Origin of the sequence: Streptomyces sp. NBC_01217, from assembly GCF_035994185.1 — a bacterium.
In the GTDB taxonomy this organism is placed as follows: domain Bacteria; phylum Actinomycetota; class Actinomycetes; order Streptomycetales; family Streptomycetaceae; genus Streptomyces.
The window spans coordinates 1,831,366-1,844,921 of the sequence record NZ_CP108538.1 but is presented as its reverse complement, the minus strand read 5'-3'; the positions used below and the strand labels follow the sequence as shown (position 1 = coordinate 1,844,921).

Annotated in this window: 11 protein-coding genes; 9 read left to right on the top strand and 2 right to left on the bottom strand. The window is 70.6% G+C overall.

Annotated features, from left to right (window positions below; all coding sequences use genetic code 11):
* The first annotated feature begins 46 nt into the window (after nucleotides 1–46).
* Both OG507_RS07990 and OG507_RS07985 read left to right on the top strand, forming a co-directional pair.
* A complete protein-coding gene (locus OG507_RS07990; RefSeq protein WP_327366442.1) occupies nucleotides 47–1,096 on the top strand; it encodes an LLM class F420-dependent oxidoreductase in 1,050 nt (349 codons plus the stop codon).
* 257 nt (nucleotides 1,097–1,353) lie between these two features.
* Nucleotides 1,354–2,142, top strand: a complete 789-nt coding sequence (locus OG507_RS07985) for a ferritin-like domain-containing protein (RefSeq protein ID WP_327366441.1) — start codon at nucleotides 1,354–1,356, stop codon at nucleotides 2,140–2,142.
* 25 nt (nucleotides 2,143–2,167) lie between these two features.
* Here OG507_RS07985 and corA read toward each other — a convergent pair whose 3' ends face one another.
* Nucleotides 2,168–3,163: a magnesium/cobalt transporter CorA gene (gene corA / locus OG507_RS07980; RefSeq protein ID WP_327366440.1), complete on the bottom strand. Its 996-nt coding sequence runs from the start codon at nucleotides 3,161–3,163 to the stop codon at nucleotides 2,168–2,170.
* A gap of 59 nt (nucleotides 3,164–3,222) precedes the next feature.
* Between corA and OG507_RS07975 the strand changes: the two genes are divergently transcribed.
* The 5 genes from OG507_RS07975 (at nucleotide 3,223) to OG507_RS07955 (ending at nucleotide 10,005) form a co-directional block, all read left to right on the top strand.
* On the top strand, nucleotides 3,223–3,945 hold the full coding sequence (locus OG507_RS07975; RefSeq protein ID WP_327366439.1) for a histidine phosphatase family protein: 723 nt from the start codon (nucleotides 3,223–3,225) through the stop codon (nucleotides 3,943–3,945).
* A 106-nt stretch (nucleotides 3,946–4,051) separates the two neighbouring features.
* Entirely contained in the window at nucleotides 4,052–4,648 is a 597-nt protein-coding gene (locus tag OG507_RS07970) for a DUF3090 domain-containing protein (protein WP_327366438.1), read from the top strand.
* The gene (locus OG507_RS07965; protein ID WP_327366437.1) at nucleotides 4,612–5,466 is read left to right on the top strand and encodes an SCO1664 family protein; all 855 of its coding nucleotides are present in this window, start codon (nucleotides 4,612–4,614) and stop codon (nucleotides 5,464–5,466) included. Before OG507_RS07970 ends, OG507_RS07965 begins: the two co-directional genes overlap by 37 nt.
* A gap of 153 nt (nucleotides 5,467–5,619) precedes the next feature.
* On the top strand, nucleotides 5,620–6,849 hold the full coding sequence (mshC, locus tag OG507_RS07960; RefSeq protein WP_327366436.1) for a cysteine--1-D-myo-inosityl 2-amino-2-deoxy-alpha-D-glucopyranoside ligase: 1,230 nt from the start codon (nucleotides 5,620–5,622) through the stop codon (nucleotides 6,847–6,849).
* Between the two features lie 108 nt (nucleotides 6,850–6,957).
* Complete coding sequence (locus OG507_RS07955) at nucleotides 6,958–10,005, top strand: NPCBM/NEW2 domain-containing protein (protein ID WP_327366435.1); 3,048 nt, start codon at nucleotides 6,958–6,960, stop codon at nucleotides 10,003–10,005.
* Nucleotides 10,006–10,065: 60 nt separating this feature from the next.
* Here OG507_RS07955 and OG507_RS07950 read toward each other — a convergent pair whose 3' ends face one another.
* Nucleotides 10,066–11,121 carry a PAC2 family protein gene (locus tag OG507_RS07950; RefSeq protein ID WP_327366434.1) on the bottom strand — a complete coding sequence of 352 codons (1,056 nt, stop codon included), beginning with the start codon at nucleotides 11,119–11,121 and terminating at the stop codon, nucleotides 10,066–10,068.
* 256 nt (nucleotides 11,122–11,377) lie between these two features.
* Between OG507_RS07950 and OG507_RS07945 the strand changes: the two genes are divergently transcribed.
* A complete protein-coding gene (locus OG507_RS07945; protein ID WP_327366433.1) occupies nucleotides 11,378–12,709 on the top strand; it encodes an L-fuconate dehydratase in 1,332 nt (443 codons plus the stop codon).
* Nucleotides 12,706–13,485, top strand: a complete 780-nt coding sequence (locus tag OG507_RS07940) for an SDR family NAD(P)-dependent oxidoreductase (protein ID WP_327366432.1) — start codon at nucleotides 12,706–12,708, stop codon at nucleotides 13,483–13,485. The genes OG507_RS07945 and OG507_RS07940 overlap by 4 nt, the downstream gene beginning before the upstream one ends.
* Nucleotides 13,486–13,556 lie beyond the last annotated feature (71 nt).

The window sequence follows — 13,556 nt, the reverse complement described above, 5'->3', positions numbered from 1 at the left end:
AGAGTCCGGAACCCAGGGACGTTACTGATCAGTAAGGGGAGCGGCTATGCGGCTCGGCATCAATCTCGGTTACTGGGGCGCGGGAATGGACGGCGACAACCTCGCCGTCGCCCAGGAGGCCGACCGGCTCGGATACGACGTCTGCTGGGCGGCCGAGGCATACGGCTCCGACGCGCCTACGGTGCTCTCCTGGGTCGCCGCCCAGACCGAGTCGATCGACGTCGGCTCCGCGATCATGCAGATCCCGGCCCGGCAGCCCGCGATGACGGCGATGACCGCCGCCACGCTCGACTCGCTCTCCGGCGGCCGTTTCCGGCTCGGCCTGGGTGTCTCGGGACCGCAGGTCTCCGAGGGCTGGTACGGCGTCAAGTTCGACAAGCCGCTGGCCCGCACACGGGAGTACGTCGAGATCGTCCGCAGGGCGATGTCCCGTGAGCGGCTGTCGTACGAGGGACAGCACTGGACGCTCCCGCTGCCGGACGGTCCGGGCAAGCCGATCAAGCTCACCGTCCACCCGCAGCGCGAGCACATCCCGCTCTACATCGCCGCGATCGGCCCGAAGAACCTGGAGCAGACCGGCGAGATCGCCGACGGCGCGCTGCTGATCTTCCCGTCCGCGGAGCACCTTGAGGACACCGCGGTGAAGTTCCTGCGGGCGGGCCGTGAGAAGGCCGGCAGGACCATGGAGGGCTTCGACGTCTGCCCCACCCTGCCGCTCGCCGTCGGTGACGACGTCAACGGCCTCGCGGACATGTTCCGTCCGTACACCGCGCTGTACGTGGGCGGCATGGGCAGCCGCAAGCAGAACTTCTACAACCAGCTCGCCCAGCGCATGGGGTACGAGAAGGAAGCCGCCGAGATCCAGGACAAGTACCTGGCCGGCGACAAGAGCGGCGCCGCCGCCGCTGTGCCGCACCGGCTGATCGACCAGACCACGCTGCTCGGCTCCGTCGAGCGGATCGCGGAGCGGATGCAGGCCTATGCCGCGGCGGGGGTCACGACGCTGACCCTGGCCCCGGCCGGGTTCACGCTCGACGAGCGGATCACGGCGCTGCGGGCCGGTACGGACGCGCTGGAGCGGTCGGGGCTCGCATAGACGCGGGGGCGCCTGGGCGCCGGGGGCGGGGCAGCGCTACGGCCGTGGTGGGGGCTCGGGGGTCGTCCCCGCCACGGCCGTTACGCGTAACAACGCGTGCGGCGGCGCGGGGTTACGCCTGGCGGGCCGGGGAGTGCTGGGCGGCCGGGTGGGGGGTCTCGGCCCCGTCCGGCGTAGCCGGGGGGCGTTCCTGTTGCCCGGGTGGGCGTGTCGCATTTGACTGGCGGTCGGTGGATGCCGGTACGGAGGTGGCAGTGATGCTCTCGGCAAGGAACCTGTTCCAGGAGATTCTCGACGAAGACGAGTCGTTCCGGCTGTTCTGTTCCATCGCTGCCAGCGGCGAGTCCCAGGGCGGCTGGGAGAACGGCCGGATCGCGGCCCTCGTGCCCGAGAGTCAGCGGGCCCTGGCGCCCAAGATCGCGCGGCACGGCGCCGACGAGGACAAGCACGGCCGGATCTTCAACGCGCTGCTGAGGAAGCGGGGGCTGCAGCCGGCCGAGGTTCCGCACGAGACCGACTACACGATGCTGCTGGAGAAGCACGGCATCGGCCTCGCCCATGAGCAGCTGGGCCGCGAGGAACCGCTCTCCGAGCGCGACATCATCACCTACCTCGCTCACAGCCGGGTCACCGAACAGCGCGCCTCCGAGCAGATGACGCTGCTCTGCAAGTACTTCGCCGACCACCCCGACCTCGGCCGCGCGGTGAAGATGATCTCGAACGACGAGGACAACCACCTGGCGTACTGCCACGAGGAACTGCTCCGCCTCGCCCGCTGCGGACACGGCCGTACGATCCAGCGCATCCTGCGCGAGTGCGCGCTCACCGAGATCCGGGTCTACCGCGACGTCAGCCTCGCCGTGATGGACCACATGGGCCGCATCCTGGGCTGGCCCCGGGCCAAGGCGGCGCTGCTGGCCGCGGGGATCCACGCCGTCTACGCGTACGAACGGCTCGTCGGCTGGCGGCGCATGGTGAGCCTGGCGCCGCCCGAGCGGCGCGACGCACTGGGCGGTCCCGCGACACAGGCGCACGAGTTCGCCTGACCCGGGCGGTGCGCCCCACCGCCGGTCAGAGCCAGCCGCGGCGCTTGAAGAGCCGGTGCAGGCCGAAGACCACCGAACCCATCACCACGATCACCGCCGGATAGCCCCACTTCCAGCCGAGTTCCGGCATGTGCTCGAAGTTCATGCCGTAGATGCCCGCCACCAGGGTCGGCACGGCGGCCATCGCCGCCCAGGCCGAGATCTTGCGCATGTCGTCGTTCTGCCGGACTCCCACCTGGGCCAGATGCGCCGCGAGAATGTCGGAGAGCAGCCGGTCCAGCCCCTCCACGTACTCGTTGGCACGCGTCAGATGGTCGCTCACGTCGCGGAAGAACGGCTGCGAGTGTTCGTGGACGAACGGCACGCCCGCGCTCGCCAGACGGGCCATGGGCTCGCTCAGCGGCCCCGTGGCCCGCCGGAACTCCAGGATCTGCCGCTTGAAGGTGTAGATACGGGACGCGGTGTTCTTGGTGTCCACGACGCCGGTCGGCGCGAACACCTCGGCCTCCAGCTCCTCCAGGTCGACCTGGAGCTCGCCCGCCACCTCGATGTAGTGGTCGACGACGGCGTCGCTGATCGCGTACAGCACCGCGGTCGGCCCGTGCCGCAGGACCTCCGGTTCGGACTCCAGACGGCGGCGTACCGCGGTGAGCGGCGCGCTCTCCCCGTGCCGGACCGTCACGACGAACGAATCGCCAAGGAAGGCCATCAGCTCGTCGGTCTTCACCGTGTCGCTCAGGTGCTCGTACACCACCGGCTTGATGACCGCGAAGAGCGAGTCGTCGTACACCTCCAGCTTGGGCCGCTGGTGCGCGCCCAGGGCGTCCTCCACGGCCAGCGGGTGGAGGCCGAACTCGCTGCTGACGAGCTCGAATTCCTTCTCCGTCGGCTCGTGCAGCCCGATCCAGAGGAAGGCGTCCCCGGTGGCCCGGGCCTCCGCCAGGGCATCGGAGAGGTCGGCGGGGCCCTCGGTTCGGCGCCCGCCCCGGTAGATCGCACAGTCCACAATCACGGCGCGCATTCTTCCCTGCTCCGGTCCCCGGCGCACCTCACCGGCGGCAGCGGCCTACGCTGGCCGGTATGCCCACCCTGATCCTCGTACGCCATGGACGCTCCACCGCCAACACGGCGGGGGTGCTCGCGGGCCGCACCCCTGGTGTCGCACTCGACGAGCGCGGTGCCGCACAGGCCGCGGCGCTGCCGGGGCGGCTGGCCGCGCTGCCCCTGGCCGCTGCCGTCAGCAGCCCCTTGCAGCGCTGCCGGGAGACCCTGCAGCCGCTGCTCGAAGCCCGGCCGGAGCTGACGCTGCACACCGAGGAGCGGATCAGCGAGTGCGACTACGGCGACTGGTCGGGGCGCAAGCTGGCGGAACTCACCGACGAACCGCTGATGAGTGTCGTGCAGCAGCATCCGTCGGCCGCCGCGTTCCCCGGCGGCGAGTCGATGCGTGCCATGCAGGCGCGTGCCGTCGACGCCGTACGGGAGTGGAACGCGCGGATCGAGGCGGAGCACGGCGACGACGCCGCCTATGTGATGTGCTCGCACGGCGACATCATCAAGGCCGTCGTCGCCGATGCGCTCGGCATGCATCTCGACCTCTTCCAGCGGATCCAGGCCGACCCCTGCTCGGTCACCGCGATCCGGTACACCAGACTGCGGCCCTTCCTGCTGCGCCTCGGTGACACCGGGGACCTCGCCCCGCTGGCGCCCCGCGAGCCGGCCGGTGCGACGGACCGGGGCGGGCGCCCGGCGGCACAGGCCGATGCCGACGCGGCGGTCGGCGGCGGCGCTGGGGCGCCGTGATCGCTCCGCGCAGTAGGGTGGACGCGCCGTAGGCACCCTTCCCGGGGAGAATCCCCCGGAGCCCGGCCGCCCCTCATCCGCCGTCAATTTTCAAGGGAGACAGGACGTGTCCCGTCAGGTGTTCCTCTACGACCCCCCGGACCGCTTCGTGGCCGGTACGGTCGGGTTGCCTGGACGTCGTACGTTCTTCCTGCAGGCATCCTCAGGGGGACGCGTCACCAGCGTGGCCCTGGAGAAGACGCAGGTCGCCGCGCTCGCCGAGCGCATCGACGAACTGCTCGACGAAGTGGTGCGGCGGACCGGCGGGAATTCGCCGGTGCCCGCCGTGGCCCCGATGGATGTCACCGACACCGCCCCGCTCGACGCGCCCGTCGAGGAGGAGTTCCGGGTCGGCACGATGGCGCTCGCCTGGGACGGCGAGGAACAGCGCATGATCGTCGAGGCGCAGGCGCAGGCGCTGGTCGAGCTGGACGTGGACTCCGACGAGGATCTCGCGGAGGCCGAGGAGCGGTTGCTCCAGGACGAGGAGAACGGTCCGCCGATGCTCCGGGTCCGCCTCAGCGGCGCGCAGGCCCGTGCCTTCGCCAAGCGCGCCCTGGATGTCGTGAACGCCGGGCGCCCGCCGTGCCCGCTGTGCAGCCTGCCGCTCGACCCGGAAGGACACGTATGCCCGCGCCAGAACGGATACCGTCGCGGAGCCTGACCGACACCGAACTGGTCACGCTGCTCACCGAGGGCCGGCTCACCGTCCGCGGACAGATCCGCGGGGCGTCGAACGCGGTGCTCTACTGCACGGTCACCCACGAGGGCGACGAAGTCACGTGCGTATACAAGCCCGTGGCCGGGGAACAGCCCCTGTGGGACTTCCCGGACGGCACGCTCGCCCAGCGTGAGGTCGCCGCGTACGAGATCTCCCAGGCGACCGGATGGGGGCTCGTACCGCCCACCGTGCTGCGGGACGGGCCGTACGGCGAGGGCATGTGCCAGCTGTGGATCGAAGCGGCGCCGGAGGACGACGAGCCCTCCGCGGACGGTCGGCCCCCGCTTCTCGCGCTCGTCGAGGAGGAGGAGCCCGGCGAGGGCTGGAAGGCCGTCGCCCTCGCCGAGGTCGGGGAGGGGAAGACGGCCCTGCTGGTCCACGCGGACGATCCGCGGCTGCGGAGGCTCGCGGTCCTCGATGCGGTGATCAACAACGGTGACCGCAAGGGCGGTCATCTGCTGCCCTCGCCCGACGGCCGGCTCTACGGCATCGACCACGGTGTGACATTCAACTCCGACGACAAGCTGCGCACGCTGCTGTGGGGGTGGGCGGGAGAGCCGTTGACGGCCGAGGCCGTCGAGGTCGTCGACCGGCTCGGTGCGCAGCTGGCGCCGGGCGCCCCGCTCGTCACCCGGCTGGCCGAGCTGATCACCGAGGCCGAGATCGAGGCCCTGAGGGGGCGCGTGGAAGGGCTGCGGGCGTCAGGACGGCACCCGCAGCCGAGCGGTGAGTGGCCGTCGATCCCCTGGCCGCCGGTCTGACGAGATCAAGCCACTGCGGCGACCGGGGGGTGGGGGACGCGCGGCCGGGACCCGTACCGGAGCAGATGAACCCACGCCGCGCAAGACCGCCTCTTCGGTCAAGATCAGGCATCCGGTTCGTATCCGGAAGATGCATCCGGTTACGCTCATGGCATGCATGCCTGGCCCGCTTCTGAGGTCCCCGCCCTGCCTGGCAAGGGCCGCGACCTTCGGATCCACGACACCGCGACCGGCGGACGGATCACTCTTGACCCCGGTCCCGTCGCCCGTATCTACGTCTGCGGCATCACGCCGTACGACGCGACCCACATGGGTCATGCGGCGACCTACAACGCGTTCGACCTCGTTCAGCGCGTGTGGCTCGACACCAAGCGGCAGGTTCACTATGTCCAGAACGTGACCGACGTCGACGACCCGCTGCTGGAGCGGGCCGTGCGTGACGGCGAGGACTGGACCGAGCTCGCCGAGCGCGAGACGGCCCTGTTCCGCGAGGACATGACTGCTCTGCGCATGCTCCCGCCGAAGCACTACATCGGTGCCGTCGAGGCCATACCGGGCATCGTCCCGCTCGTCGAACGGCTCCGGGACGCCGGCGCAGCCTATGAACTCGAAGGGGACGTGTACTTCTCCGTCGAGGCCGACCCGCACTTCGGCGAGGTGTCCAACCTGGACGCCGAGGCGATGCGGCTGCTCTCCGCCGAGCGCGGCGGCGACCCGGAGCGCCCCGGCAAGAAGAACCCCCTCGACCCGATGCTCTGGATGGCCGCCCGCGAGGGCGAGCCGAGCTGGGACGGGGCCTCGCTCGGCCCGGGCCGGCCCGGCTGGCACATCGAGTGCGTCGCCATCGCCCTGGACCACCTCGGAATGGGCTTCGACGTCCAGGGAGGCGGGTCGGACCTCGCCTTCCCGCACCACGAGATGGGCGCCTCGCACGCCCAGGTGCTGACCGGCGAGTACCCGTTCGCCCAGGCGTATGTGCACGCCGGAATGGTCGCACTGGACGGCGAGAAGATGTCCAAGTCCAAGGGCAACCTGGTCTTCGTCTCGAAGCTGCGCCATGAAGGCGTGGACCCGGCGGCGATCCGCCTCGCCCTGCTGTCGCACCACTACCGGTCGGACTGGGAGTGGACCGACCAGGTGCTCGCCGATGCCGTGGAGCGGCTCGGGCGTTGGCGGTCCGCCGTCTCCCGGCCCGACGGACTGCCCGCCGAGGCCCTGATCGAGGAGGTCCGCGAGGCCCTCGCCGACGACCTGGACGCACCGGCAGCCCTGGCCGCCGTGGACCGCTGGGCCGAGCGTCAGAACGCCCGGGGCGGTACGGACGAGGGCGCACCCGGCCTCGTCTCGCGCACCGTCGACGCGCTGCTGGGCGTCGCGCTGTAACAACCTGTTCATTTCTGTCTGTTGACCGGCCTTGGACTTCTCCACGAAGTTCAGGGCCGGTCCTTTTTGTCCATGGTCAAATGCTCGTAGCTGCGCTAAAAGCGCTCTATGCAATCATCAACGCGCATCAGAGTGGCGGCAGTTGCAGCTCTGCTGGGACTGGTCGCCGTCTTCTCGGGGCCCGGCAGCGCACAGGCCGAGCCGACCGAGCCCGACTCCACCACGGTCGGCGACCTCACAGGATTCTCCGCCGACGGACCCGTCTACCACTTGAGGGCCCGCGCCGCCGAGGCCCGGGTCAGCTTCGTCTCCGCCGAGACCTTCCGTATCGAACTCGCCCCGGACGGTGCGTTTTCGGACCCCACCGGCGACGACATAGTCCTGCCGCAGGGCAGCGCCCCGCGCACCCGATGGAAGGAGCGGAGCGACCGCTACGAACTCTCCACCGGCAGTATCACGCTGCGCGCCTACAAGTCTCCGCTGCGCTTCGAGCTCCACCGGGCGGACGGCACCCGGGTCTGGTCCGAGGCCAAGGGGCTGAGCTGGAACGGCGAAAGGACCACCCAGACGCTGAGCCGCGGCGCGGACGAGCAGTTCTACGGCGCCGGAATGCAGAACGGCCGCGGCAACACCTCGCACCGCGACAAGACCGTCGAGGTTGGCGTCGACTACAACTGGGACGACGGCGGCCACCCCAACTCCGTGCCGTTCTACCTCTCCTCGGCCGGATACGGCGTCTACCGCAACACCTATGCGCCGAACACCTACGCCTTCACCGACCCGGTGACCACCAGCGCGGAAGAAGAGCGCTTCGACGCCTACTACTTCGCGGGCGACAGCGCCAAGGACGTCATCGGGCAGTACACGAAGCTCACCGGCAAGCCCTTCCTGCCGCCCGTGTACGGGATGGAGATCGGCGACGCCGACTGCTACCTCCACAACGCCAACCGCGGCGAGCGCCACACCCTGGACGCGCTGAAGATCGCCGACGGCTACGTCGAGCACGACATGCCGAACGGCTGGATGCTCGTCAACGACGGTTACGGCTGCGGCTACGAGGACCTCGCGGAGACCTCCAAGGGCCTCCAGGACCGCGGTATGCAGCTCGGCCTGTGGACCGAGGACGGCATCGACAAGATCGCCGACCAGGTCAAGGCCGGCCAGCGGGTCGCCAAGCTGGATGTGGCCTGGGTCGGCTCGGGCTACAAGTTCGCCCTGGACGGCTGCAAGGACGCGTACAAGGGCATCGAGGACAACAGCGACGCCCGCGGCTTCACCTACGCCCCCGAGAGCTGGTCGGGTGCGCAGCGCTGCGGCGTCCAGTGGTCCGGCGACCAGTACGGCACCTGGGAGTACATCCGCTGGCAGATCCCGACCTACGCCGGGGCCACGATGTCCGGTCTCGCCTACACCACCGGCGACGTCGACGGCATCTTCGGCGGCAGCGCCAAGACGTACACCCGTGACCTCCAGTGGAAGATGTTCCTGGGCACCACGATGACCATGGACGGCTGGGCGGCCAGCGACAAGCAGCCCTACCGTTACGGAGAGCCGTACACCTCCATCAACCGCGACTACCTCAAGCTCAAGGAGTCACTGCTGCCCTACCAGTACTCCTACGCGCACGAGGCCACGAAGACCGGCGTCGGCATGGTCCGGCCGCTGGTCCTCGAATACCCGGACGACCCGAAGGCGGCGACGGACGCGGCGAAGTACGAATTCATGTCCGGCGAGGACTTCCTCGTCGCACCCGTCTACGAGGACAGCACCGAGCGCAACGGCATCTACCTGCCCAAGGGCACCTGGACCGACTACTGGAGCGGCCGCACCTACGAGGGGCCGACCACCGTCGACCACTACAGCGCCCCGCTCGACACCCTGCCGTTGTTCGTCAAGGGCGGTGCCAGTGTGCCGATGTGGCCGGGCATCCGCTCGTACAAGGACCGCACCGCCGACTCCCCGCTCGCCTGGGACATCTATCCGCAGGGCCGGTCCTCCTTCACACTGTACGAGGACGACGGCGTCACCCGGCAGCACCGTGACGGCGAGTACGCCACCCAGACCGCCGACGTCGACGCGCCGGTCCGGGGCGCGGGCGACGTCACCGTGCGGATCGGTGCGAGCAAGGGGAAGTTCACGGGCAAGCAGCGCGTGCGCCCGTACGAGTTCAGCGTGCACACCGGCTCCGCGCCGAGCGCGGTCGAGCTCGACGGCAAGCTGCCCCGGCTGGGTTCCGCGGCCGCGTACCGCGCCGCCGAGCAGGGCTGGTGGTACGACCGGGACGACCGCGGCGGCGTCGTGAAGATCAAGACCGCGCCCCTGTCCACCGACAGGAAGTTCTCCGTGAAGCTGGAGAACACGAGCGCGGTCGGTGGACGGAACGCCGCCGCGACGGCCGCCGTCTCCGCGCCGGCCGGGCAGGAGATCGGCGCGGGTGTCGAAGGCACCGTCGCCGTCGATGTCACCGCGGGCAGCGCCGATGTGACGGACGCGTCGCTCACCCTGGACGTTCCCGAGGGCTGGCAGGTCGCAGCGGCCCCGGCCGTGGAGCGGATTGCGGCGGGCACCACCCGGCGGGTCGAGCTCTCGGTCACCCCGGCGAAGGACGCCGCGGCGGGGGAGGCGCGGATCACCGCACTCGCCCGCTACCGGGCGGCCGGTGAGGACCGCAGCACCGTCCAGCGGTTCGCCGCCGGTGTGATGCCGGCGCCGCCCACCGGCGAGGCCTGGGTGAGCGATCTGGTGTGGCTGAAGTCGGTCAACGGATACGGGCCGGCCGAACGGGACCGCAGCAACGGCGAGTCGGGCGCGGCCGACGGACACCCGCTGACCCTCGCGGGAAAGACGTACGACAAGGGGATCGGCAGCCATGCCGACTCCGACATCGAGGTCTATCTCGGCGGGCGCTGCGCCGCCTTCACCGCGGACGTCGGGATCGACGACGAGATCAACGGCTACGGCGAAGTGGCGTTCTCCGTCGAGGCGGACGGCAAGGTGCTGTGGACCTCGCCGAAGGTGACGGGGGCGTCGGCGACCGTGCCGGTCGATGTGAGGCTCGACGGTGCGCGCCATGTGCATCTGAAGGTCACGGACACCAATGGATCCAAGACCGGTGACCACGGGGACTGGGCCGCGGCGCGGTTCACCTGTTCCTGAACGGTCCGGACGGACAGGAGCGCCGGGCGGGTATGTCCCCGCCCGGCGCTCCTGTGCTGTTCAGTCCTCCGATGAATCCTGCTGGCCGTCGTCGTTGCCGTCGCCTGCGTCGCCCTCGTTCTCCGTGTCGGCCGGTGGCCGGCGATCGGGGCCCGTCTCGCCCCCGGTGTCCGGCCGGACCGGCTTCGGCGGGCGGGTGCGGCCGCTGGAGGTGTCGCGCAGATACGTGGCGTCCCCGCTCTCCGTCGCATGCCCGCCGGGCGCCTGGCCCGGACCGACGTCCCTGCGGCGCAGATAGCGCTCGAACTCCCGGGCGATGGCCTCGCCGCTCGCCTCGGGAAGCTCCGCGGTGTCCCTGGCCTCCTCAAGCGTCTGCACGTACTCCGCCACTTCGCTGTCCTCGGCGGCCAGTTGGTCGACACCGAGCTGCCAGGCGCGCGCGTCCTCGGGCAGTTCGCCCAGCGGGATGCGCAGACCGATGAGATCCTCCAGGCGGTTCAGCAGCGCGAGCGTGGCCTTCGGGTTGGGCGGCTGCGACACATAGTGCGGCACCGCCGCCCACAGGCTCACCGCGGGCACGCCCGCGTGCGTGCAGGCCTCCTGGAGGATGCCGACGATGCCCGTCGGACCCTCGTACCTGGTCTCCTCCAGATCCATGGTCCGCGCCAGATCCGGGTCGGAGGTGACTCCGCTGACCGGCACCGGGCGGGTGTGCGGGGTGTCGCCGAGCAGCGCGCCCAGGATCACCACCATCTCCACGCCCAGCTCATGGGCGAAACCCAGGATCTCGTTGCAGAACGAGCGCCAGCGCATGGATGGCTCGATTCCGCGGACCAGGACGAGATCGCGGGGTTTGTCCCCGCCGACGCGGACCACGGAGAGCCGGGTGGTCGGCCAGGTGATCTTGCGTACCCCGCCGTCCAGCCAGACCGTCGGCCGGTTGACCTGGAAGTCGTAGTAGTCCTCGGCGTCCAGCGCCGCGAACACTTCGCCCTTCCACTCCCGGTCCAGGTGCGCGACCGCCGTGGAGGCGGCGTCGCCTGCGTCGTTCCATCCCTCGAACGCGGCCACCATGACCGGGTCGATCAGCTCGGGAACCCCCTCGAGCTCGATCACCCAGGCCTCCTTCCGAAGTTCCCTTGCGTACACACCAACCTTACGGCTTCCGGCCACTCGCGCCGCAGTCCCCGAACACAGCCGGGTGAACCCGGCCCGCGAGGGTGCATCAGCGGTCGAATCAGGGCATCAGTCTCCGGATACATCCGAGCTGTGTCCGGTCAATTTCGCACCGACCCTGGACGTTGAGGCCTTCGTGACGCTATACATCGGATGACCAGAGCAGAGGTCCGATGTTATTCCCCTGGGGGCGCACATGAGTCAGACGGTCACGGATTTCGAGGTCCACGACATCCGTTTTCCGACCTCGGAACAACTGGACGGCTCGGACGCCATGAACCCCGACCCCGACTACTCGGCCGCCTACGTCGTCCTGCGTACCGCCCCCGCCGACGGCGCCGAGACGGAGGGGCACGGCTTCTGTTTCACCATCGGACGGGGCAACGAGGTGATGGCCGCCGCCATCGAAGCGCTGCGCCCGTACGTGGTGGGGCGACCGGCACCCCGCACCGCGGCCGACCTCGCCGCGCTGCACCGTGCGCTGACCCATGACTCCCAACTGCGCTGGCTCGGCCCGGAGAAGGGCGTGATGCACATGGCGGCCGGGGCGGTCGTCAACGCCGCCTGGGACCTGGCGGCGAAGCAGGCCGGGCGGCCCGTCTGGCAGTTCCTCGCCGAGATGACGCCCGAGGAACTCGTCTCCCTCGTCGACTTCCGCTACCTCACCGACGCCCTCACCCCCGAGGAGGCACTCGCGATCCTGCGGGCCGCCGAACCGGGCCGGGCCGAGCGCGCCGAACGGCTGCGCGCCGAGGGCTACCCGGCGTACACCACCTCGCCCGGCTGGCTGGGATACACCGACGACAAGCTGGTCAGGCTGGCGAAGGAGGCCGTCGCCGACGGCTTCACCCAGATCAAGCTGAAGGTCGGCGGCAGCATCGGCGACGACGTCCGCAGGCTCGCCCTGGCCCGCGAGGCCGTCGGTCCGGACGTCCGGATCGCCGTCGACGCCAACCAGCGCTGGGACGTCGCCGACGCGGTGGCGTGGATGACCGCGCTCGCGCCGTACGACCCGCACTGGATCGAGGAGCCGACCAGCCCCGACGACATCCTCGGCCACGCCGCCGTGCGCGCCGGGCAGCCGGTCAAGGTTGCCACCGGTGAACACGTCGCCAACCGGGTCGTGTTCAAGCAGCTGCTGCAGGCCGGAGCCGTCGACTTCGTCCAGATCGACGCGGCACGCGTCGCGGGCGTAAACGAGAACCTGGCGGTCCTGCTGCTCGCCGCCAAGTTCGGCGTACCGGTCTGTCCGCACGCGGGCGGAGTCGGACTCTGCGAGCTGGTGCAACACCTTTCGATGTTCGACTATGTGGCGGTCTCCGGCAGCTGGGAGAACCGCGTGATCGAGTACGTCGACCATCTCCACGAACACTTCGCCGACCCCACCGTGATCGAGTCCGGCCGCTACGCCGCCCCGACCTCCCCGGGCTTCTCCGCCCGGATGCTCCCCGAGTCGATCGCCGCACACCGCTATCCGGAGGGCCCCGTATGGCAGGCCCGCCGCACCACCGAGGAGGCTTCCCGATGACCGGCACAAGCGACTTCGAGGGGATGAACGCCCTGGTGACGGGCGGCGCCTCCGGCATCGGGGCCGCCGTCGCGGCCATACTGCTGACACGCGGCGCGCGCGTCGCCGTGCTCGACCGCGAGACCGCGGGCGCCCCCGACGGCACGCTCGCCCTCAAGGCCGATGTCACCGACGACGACGCGGTACGCGAGGCCGTCGACCGGGCCGCCGCCGAACTGGGCGGCCTGCACACGATCGTGTCCAACGCGGGCATCGGCTCCATCGGCACCGTCGAGGACAACGCCGACGACGAGTGGACCCGGGTCCTGGACATCAACGTCCTCGGCATGGTCCGCACCGCCCGGCACGCCCTGCCCCATCTGCGGCGGGCGGCCGCCGACCGCCCCGGCGCCGTCTCGATCACCCAGACCTGCTCCATCGCCGCGACCGCCGGACTGCCGCAGCGCGCCCTGTACAGCGCGAGCAAGGGCGCGGTCCTCGCGCTGACCCTCGCGATGGCCGCCGACCACGTCCGCGAGGGCATCCGGGTCAACTGCGTCAACCCGGGCACCGCGGACACCCCGTGGATCGGCCGGCTCCTGAGCCGGGCCGACGACCCGGCGGCCGAGCGGGCCGCACTGGACGCCCGCCAGCCGCTGGGACGACTGGTCTCGGCCGACGAGGTGGCCGCCGCGATCGTGTATCTGGCCAGTCCCGCCGCCGCCTCGGTCACCGGCACGGCACTGGCCGTGGACGGCGGAATGCAGGGCCTGCGCCTGCGCCCCGCCCAGAACTGATCAGGGTGCGCGGCCCTCGGACATGATCCGGGCCGCACCAACGGGCCGCACCCCCGCGCACCACGCACCGC

Coding starts and splice junctions, on each gene's coding strand:
- OG507_RS07990 (WP_327366442.1), top strand. CDS start 47: ATGCGGCTCGGCATCAATCTCGGTTACTGGGGCGCGGGAATGGACGGC.
- OG507_RS07985 (WP_327366441.1), top strand. CDS start 1,354: ATGCTCTCGGCAAGGAACCTGTTCCAGGAGATTCTCGACGAAGACGAG.
- corA (WP_327366440.1), bottom strand. CDS start 3,163: ATGCGCGCCGTGATTGTGGACTGTGCGATCTACCGGGGCGGGCGCCGA.
- OG507_RS07975 (WP_327366439.1), top strand. CDS start 3,223: ATGCCCACCCTGATCCTCGTACGCCATGGACGCTCCACCGCCAACACG.
- OG507_RS07965 (WP_327366437.1), top strand. CDS start 4,612: ATGCCCGCGCCAGAACGGATACCGTCGCGGAGCCTGACCGACACCGAA.
- mshC (WP_327366436.1), top strand. CDS start 5,620: ATGCATGCCTGGCCCGCTTCTGAGGTCCCCGCCCTGCCTGGCAAGGGC.
- OG507_RS07955 (WP_327366435.1), top strand. CDS start 6,958: ATGCAATCATCAACGCGCATCAGAGTGGCGGCAGTTGCAGCTCTGCTG.
- OG507_RS07945 (WP_327366433.1), top strand. CDS start 11,378: ATGAGTCAGACGGTCACGGATTTCGAGGTCCACGACATCCGTTTTCCG.
- OG507_RS07940 (WP_327366432.1), top strand. CDS start 12,706: ATGACCGGCACAAGCGACTTCGAGGGGATGAACGCCCTGGTGACGGGC.